Origin of the sequence: Sphaerospermopsis kisseleviana CS-549, assembly GCF_028329225.1 — a bacterium.
Lineage (GTDB): Bacteria > Cyanobacteriota > Cyanobacteriia > Cyanobacteriales > Nostocaceae > Sphaerospermopsis > Sphaerospermopsis kisseleviana.
Window position 1 is genome coordinate 1 of record NZ_JAQMTI010000054.1, and the last position, 6,352, is coordinate 6,352.

Sequence of the window (6,352 nt, forward strand, 5' to 3'; positions counted from 1 at the left end):
AAATTTCTTTGCCATCTCTTGAAATCCCAAAAAATGCACACTTTTTCCGGTATACCCTTCAAAACCCTTGCACTAATTTCTGTGTTTATCAGCCTCTAACCTTTGATATATCAAGGTTTTAGGTTTATTCAGCAAACCCTATATACAGCTTTATTCAATAGACTGTGTTTGCTCATTCTTCCATCTCCTCCAATCAATATGCCAACTACTTGTCTGCTCCTGTTTGGTTTTCTTTCACAGCTTGTAGTTTTTACGCAGATACTCAAATTTGTTACAAAACTTCATTTATTGACCGAAAAAATTTTAGATTTTAGATTTTAAGCTGTTGTGCATTTAATTTGTATAAGTGGAACAGGCATCTTGCCTGTTAAACAAGAGTTCAGAATATTAGGATTATACAATTTAGCTGTGTAACAGCGATGCAATTTTGTGAGATGCTGTGCTTCGTTTGGGCAGGGGGATCAGAAATTAGAAATTAGCCTTTTATGAGCTAAGGGTGCGGAATGTGGGTTATAGTCACTAGGATGCCTAAAACTCGGCAGCAAACCCTAATTACAGCAGTTTTCATGTCTTTAGACCACAGTCAGGGCGAAGCATTCGGATGATAAGCTGTTGTGCATTTAATTTGTATAAGTGGAACAGGCAAGATGCCTGTTCCACAAGAGTTCAGAATATTAGGATTATACAATTTAGCTGTGTAACAGCTTAGTCTTAGGTAAAAACCGATAATTAATTGTCCGAATGCTGATGCTTCCAGCACGCTTCGCGAACGCCCCTACATTGTTGACACGAAACCTAAATCAAAATGTGGTTTATTTACCTGAAAATTGCTGTAATCCAAGTAAACGAATCAATAATTTTTTGTGCAGATTGTCTTTGCAGTGTCAAGTCTTGTGGTGTGGGCATCTTGCCCGCTTACACAAATTAAATTCCCCCTTTTCAAGGGGGATAATGGGGGATCTCCAATACGTAAATTTCGTTAAGCGAACAGTATTGGTGGGCAATCTAGCGACGACTACCTTTTATGAATATAATTTTCTATATATCCTTAGAAATATTTTTAGCATTTATAGCTGATAAAAAGCTAAAAGCCGGGAGTTGTGATTTAAAAACTCAAGATATCAAGACTTTAATCGTTGTAACTCCCATTTTTTATGTATAACATGAGAATATGTTTATCAAGAACTTTTCCTCGCGCCTTGAGCGCCTATTTTTTTTATGGATATTCAATTAATCAACATCGGTTTTGGCAACATTGTTTCCGCTAATCGAGTAGTTGCCATTGTCAGTCCAGAATCTGCCCCAATTAAGCGCATTATTACCGATGCCAGAGATAGAGGGCAACTGATAGATGCCACCTATGGTAGACGAACTAGGGCTGTCATTATCACTGATTCCAGTCATGTTATTTTATCAGCGATTCAGCCAGAAACGGTAGCAAATCGGTTTGTCATTTCCCGTGAGCATCAGACTGCCGATAACTAATTATAGGTGGGGCTGTCAACCCCTCCTATTTATGCTATATCGACGCTAGGATATCAATTAGACAAGTTTTCTGTCACTGGTGCTACAATTCTCATTCTTTAGTCTTAGCTTGCTCTCACAACAAAGCATAAGACTAATGAATAACGTTTATTGATGAATTCAGAAGTTGAAGGGATAATGCAAGTCTTACCCATACCTAGTGGTGCTACTACCCCAGAAAGTCCGTCTTTGGGCAAACTGATTGTTTTAACTGGTCCGAGTGGAGTTGGCAAAGGAACTTTGATGCAAAAGCTCCTCCAACTTCATCCAGAGCTTTATTATTCAGTATCTGCCACGACTCGTTCTCCCCGTCCAGGAGAAATTAATGGCCAAAATTATTACTTTATCACCCGCAGCCAGTTTGAAAAATTAGTTGCTCAAGGGGAACTTTTGGAATGGGCGGAATTTGCTGGTAACTATTACGGAACTCCCCGTGCAGCGGTGCTTGAGCAAATTCAGTCTGGTAAGTTGGTGATACTAGAAATTGAATTGGAAGGGGCAAGACAAATTAGAACTTCCTACCCTAACGCACTGAGTATTTTTATACTACCGCCTTCATTTTCAGAACTAGAGAAACGGATAAGGGGAAGAGGACAAGATTCTCAAGAGGCGATCGCCCGTCGTCTAAATCGCGCCCAAGAGGAAATAGAAGCAGCAGCAGAATTTGATATTCAAATTGTCAATGATGATTTGGAAACTGCTTTAAATCAAATTGAAGCTGTTTTATTTGAGTAACAGGTAATAGGTAATTGGCAAAAATGATTAACAATTACCAATCACCAATTACCCATTACCACAGATCAAATTAACCGATTAAACCTTGGATCAGTCCAGAGTTGACAGTCAAAAAGAAAGCAACTACAGCACCACCAATACCACCAATTAAGAAAGCACTAGCGAAGTTATTCCAGCTTTCTTTGGAGTTAAAAGCATCCATTGGAGGGTTAGGTACAGTTACACTGGGAAGTGCTGATGCTGGATTGCTATTAGCATACAAGGATAAACAAGCTGTAAGAATTACAACCAAGCCAATACTACCCAATAAACCAGCTAAGTTAGCGTTAGCAGCATCCCGCAGGGGACCTAACTTATCAAAAGGTCCAAAGAGCAAGTAACCATGAGCCATACCTACTTCCAGCCCGCGTCTAAAAGGATTTAGTCCAGGACGATAAGCGGGTAAGTTACCAATAAACCACTTAACCAGGGGAGAAGAATTGACTGGAGTTTCCAAATTTCCATCTTGAGGATTACCGCCAGCTGCTCTTACAGTTTCCCGATTTCTGGGATCACTGGGGAGATTTTTGGATGCGTTTACTGCTTGTGCCATATTTTATGTTGCCTCAAAATTCGAGCTTCAAAATTCAAAAGGGGTGGCATTGATTCAGTTATCAGTAAACAGCAATCAGATTTGATGTATTTACTGGGTACTGTTTACTGATATCAACCCGTTTTACCCTATGGTAGAGGGTGGAAAAGTAGGTCAGGGAAGAAGCGGTTAAATTCGATCAAAATGCCCGCTGTAATGGTCAGCCAGATGGTAGCGGCTACAGGTGCTGTAGAAATGAACTTAATCAAATAGGATGATTGTTCGCCTTTGTCAGCCATGAATTTAGTCTCCAAAAACAAGTGAATGAGAGCAGATGAATTAGCGTGGAGAAATAGTGATTTCTGAATCCTTAGCGGTTAATTCACCAGAAAGAAATTCTTTGATTGCAGCTGCTGGCCAAGCAAACCCAGTAGCAATGATGGGTAGTGCTAAACCCAAATCAATTTGGATTTCTTTTTGCTCAGTATCAGATTCCTTTTTGATCGCTTGTAAGTAAGCGCGGCCAACCCAGCCGATCCAACCAGCGATATACAGGAAGAGAATGCTGGGGATTAAAAAGTCTCCAGCCCGATCCAAGCGACCATCAACAATCAAGTGAGGATAGCCTTCAGGACCACATAAAGCCTGAGAATAGCGTTCAAACCGCTTTTTACCAGATTCAGGGTCAGCGGTGGTATTACGGGCATTTAGGGCAAGCTCTTGAAAAGCGGGAGAATCTTTACAGGGAACAAGGTTAGCGCCCAGAGCATTAGCTGAGGGGGCAAAATTGAACCAAAGACCAATCGCTAAAATCAAAGCAAACAATCGTCTCATTGAGTTGTTTCCTTTTATTACAAAACAAGAAGTTTTTTGTACAACACGAAGCGGCTTGTACAATGTTTAATTTGGATAACTAGCAAGTCATCATACTCTTGGCTGGGAATCGAGTAAAGTTTAAGTAAATAAAAGTTAAAGCTTCGCAACCAAAAGTAAGGTTTGGTGATTGGTGATTGGTGATTGGTGATTGGTGATTGGGAAAAATAGTCTCCCCTGTACCCTGCACCCCTTGCCTCTTTCTAGTCACCAGTCCCCAGTCACCAGTCCCCAGTCCCCAGTCCCCAGTCACCAATCCCCAGTCACCAGTCACCAATCACTAATCACCATGACCACAGTTTTAGCGATCGAAACAAGTTGTGATGAAACTGCTGTGGCAATTGTCAAGAATCGTCAAGTGTGCAGCAGTATCATAGCCTCGCAAATTCCCGTCCATCAGCAGTATGGTGGGGTAGTTCCAGAAGTAGCTTCAAGGCAACATTTAGAAATAATTAATCAGGCAATAGCCCAAGCTTTCGATGAAAGCGCAATGAACTGGGGACAAATTGACGGGATTGCCGCCACTTGTGCGCCTGGACTGGTAGGAGCATTGTTGGTAGGGTTAACGGCTGCCAAAACCCTGGCTATGGTGCATGAAAAACCATTTTTGGGAGTTCATCACCTGGAAGGTCATATCTATGCTACTTACCTAGCACAACCCAATTTAGACCCCCCATTTCTTAGCTTACTCGTTTCAGGCGGACATACAAGCTTGATTTATGTTAAAGATTGTGGTAATTACGAAACTCTAGGAGAAACCCGTGATGATGCGGCGGGTGAGGCTTTTGATAAAGTGTCAAGATTATTAAAGTTGGGATATCCCGGCGGACCTGTGATTGATAAATTGGCGCAGACAGGTGATCCCCAAGCTTTTGTATTACCAGAAGGAAGAATTTCCCTACCAGGTGGGGGTTATCATCGCTATGATGGCAGTTTTAGCGGATTAAAAACGGCTGTATTAAGGTTAGTGCAGCAGTTAGAAAAAGATGGTGGACAATTGCCCGTAGCGGATATTGCAGCCAGTTTTCAAGAAACAATAGCCAAAGCCTTAACCAAAAGAGCGATCGCCTGCGCTCGTGACTATGGTTTAAATACAATTGCCGTAGGTGGAGGTGTAGCGGCCAACAGTGGACTCAGAAAGCATTTACAAGCTGCGGCGGCCGAGAATAATCTCCAAGTCCTATTCCCGCCCTTAAAATTCTGTACTGACAACGCCGCCATGATCGGCTGTGCAGCGGCTGATCATCTTTCCCGTGGACATACATCTTCTCTCACCTTGGGCGTTCATTCTCGACTGCCTTTAACCCAAGTCATGCAATTGTATTAGAAGGCAGGAATTTTTTATTTTGGATTTTGGATTTTGGATTTTGGATTGTTTGTATCAACCCCAATCTAAAATCTAAAATCTAAAATCTAAAATCTAAAATCTAAAATTTTCTGCCTAATGCCCAATGATTAATGACTAATGACTAATGACCGAATATGATCAGCAACGGCATCTGGTTGTTCTAACATTGCCAGATGTCCACAATTAGGAATTTCAATAAAATTATTACCAACGTATTGGAACAGCCTATGGAAGCTGGCTAAATGGCGTACATATTTGGGTTCCATAAGCTTGTCATCCGCACCAGCTAAAAAATAAACTGGTTGCTTTATTTGTGAAACTAACTGAGGTAAGCGGTTCACTTCTTCCTCTGTTGTAGAGTCTAAAAGCGTTCCTAGTGCAGCTTCTGGATCGGCAACAACAAAATCAATAATTCGTTGACGCGCCCAAAAACGGTCTAAAGGACGTGATACACTGGCTCTGGTAAAGAGCAAATCAATCCAAGGCACTTGGTAAAGCCAGCGTGGCCGAACTTGGAGAAATTTTTGACCCTTTGAGCGAAACTGCTCAAATGCTTCTTTAAGATAAATTCCACCACCAGCATTAATACAAATAACTCCTTTAACACGGCCAGGTAATTGAGACGCTGTCCATAGAGCAATAGTACCTCCCAAAGAATGACCAATGAGCCAAACACTCTTGAGATTGAGAACTTCTAGCAGAGCTATTAAATCTTGAGAGTATGAGGCAGGAGAATACAGAGAATCAGCAGTATAGGTAACTAATTTAGGATCTGTGGTGGAATTGAGCTTTAGTTTGTGCAGTTTTTGGGCGTTTCGGCTGTGATTAAAATCAAATTTTGCCTGAGACTGAGATTCACCAAAACCTCGCAAATCATAAGACAAGCACTGAAAATCAACTGATAGGCGAGAAATCACAGGTTGCCAGTATCCACGACTGTTGAGCCAACCGTGGATAAACACTAAAGCATGAGGGTAAGAGGTGGGAGCCGTTAACTCATAAGCGTGGGGAACGCCGAAGATTTCTATTGTTGCCATATCCATATCGTAACCCGAAGAGCGGGTGCGACTAAATACGGAGAGAAAAATAGTTATGGGGCTGGAGATGTGGGGAACAAACAGGGGAGCAGGGGGAAGTTATAGGAGGCAGGAGGTAGGAGGTATTTCATAGACAAAACTATACTTGTATTGACAAAAATCAATATATTTTTAGGAAAAAATCAACTACTTGATATATAATACGGTGATATCAAGTATTGAATTGAGACTATTGCCGACGCGAAAACCAAGCAATGATGGTGG

Annotated in this window: 7 protein-coding genes; 3 read left to right on the top strand and 4 right to left on the bottom strand. The window is 41.5% G+C overall.

The genetic code is table 11. The features are described 5' to 3' along the window. Positions 1–1,218 precede the first annotated feature (1,218 nt). Together remA and gmk are read left to right on the top strand one after the other, a co-directional pair. Positions 1,219–1,485 carry an extracellular matrix/biofilm regulator RemA gene (gene remA, locus PN497_RS03840; protein ID WP_096565850.1) on the top strand — a complete coding sequence of 89 codons (267 nt, stop codon included), beginning with the start codon at positions 1,219–1,221 and terminating at the stop codon, positions 1,483–1,485. 177 nt (positions 1,486–1,662) lie between these two features. Continuing rightward, a complete protein-coding gene (gmk, locus tag PN497_RS03845; protein ID WP_096565852.1) occupies positions 1,663–2,259 on the top strand; it encodes a guanylate kinase in 597 nt (198 codons plus the stop codon). Positions 2,260–2,329: 70 nt separating this feature from the next. On the opposite strand, the gene PN497_RS03850 is transcribed toward gmk, so the two are convergent. The 3 genes from PN497_RS03850 to PN497_RS03860 form a co-directional block, all read right to left on the bottom strand. After that, the gene (locus PN497_RS03850; protein ID WP_096565854.1) at positions 2,330–2,851 is read right to left on the bottom strand and encodes a photosystem I reaction center protein subunit XI; all 522 of its coding nucleotides are present in this window, start codon (positions 2,849–2,851) and stop codon (positions 2,330–2,332) included. Positions 2,852–2,979: 128 nt separating this feature from the next. After that, a complete protein-coding gene (gene psaJ, locus PN497_RS03855) occupies positions 2,980–3,129 on the bottom strand; it encodes a photosystem I reaction center subunit IX (RefSeq protein WP_096565856.1) in 150 nt (49 codons plus the stop codon). A 40-nt stretch (positions 3,130–3,169) separates the two neighbouring features. Further along, complete coding sequence (locus PN497_RS03860) at positions 3,170–3,664, bottom strand: Photosystem I reaction center subunit III (RefSeq protein ID WP_096565858.1); 495 nt, start codon at positions 3,662–3,664, stop codon at positions 3,170–3,172. A gap of 328 nt (positions 3,665–3,992) precedes the next feature. Here PN497_RS03860 and tsaD point away from each other — a divergent pair, with 328 nt between their 5' ends. Next, complete coding sequence (gene tsaD, locus PN497_RS03865; RefSeq protein WP_096565862.1) at positions 3,993–5,030, top strand: tRNA (adenosine(37)-N6)-threonylcarbamoyltransferase complex transferase subunit TsaD; 1,038 nt, start codon at positions 3,993–3,995, stop codon at positions 5,028–5,030. Between the two features lie 128 nt (positions 5,031–5,158). Here the strand turns inward: tsaD and PN497_RS03870 are convergent, their stop codons facing one another. Beyond that, a complete protein-coding gene (locus PN497_RS03870) occupies positions 5,159–6,088 on the bottom strand; it encodes an alpha/beta fold hydrolase (RefSeq protein ID WP_096572575.1) in 930 nt (309 codons plus the stop codon). Between the last annotated feature and the right edge of the window lie 264 nt (positions 6,089–6,352).

Bases quoted from the DNA above. Each gene is read 5' to 3' on its own strand.
- PN497_RS03870 (WP_096572575.1), bottom strand. From the start codon at position 6,088: ATGGCAACAATAGAAATCTTCGGCGTTCCCCACGCTTATGAGTTAACG.
- gmk (WP_096565852.1), top strand. From the start codon at position 1,663: ATGCAAGTCTTACCCATACCTAGTGGTGCTACTACCCCAGAAAGTCCG.
- PN497_RS03850 (WP_096565854.1), bottom strand. From the start codon at position 2,851: ATGGCACAAGCAGTAAACGCATCCAAAAATCTCCCCAGTGATCCCAGA.
- psaJ (WP_096565856.1), bottom strand. From the start codon at position 3,129: ATGGCTGACAAAGGCGAACAATCATCCTATTTGATTAAGTTCATTTCT.
- PN497_RS03860 (WP_096565858.1), bottom strand. From the start codon at position 3,664: ATGAGACGATTGTTTGCTTTGATTTTAGCGATTGGTCTTTGGTTCAAT.
- tsaD (WP_096565862.1), top strand. From the start codon at position 3,993: ATGACCACAGTTTTAGCGATCGAAACAAGTTGTGATGAAACTGCTGTG.
- remA (WP_096565850.1), top strand. From the start codon at position 1,219: ATGGATATTCAATTAATCAACATCGGTTTTGGCAACATTGTTTCCGCT.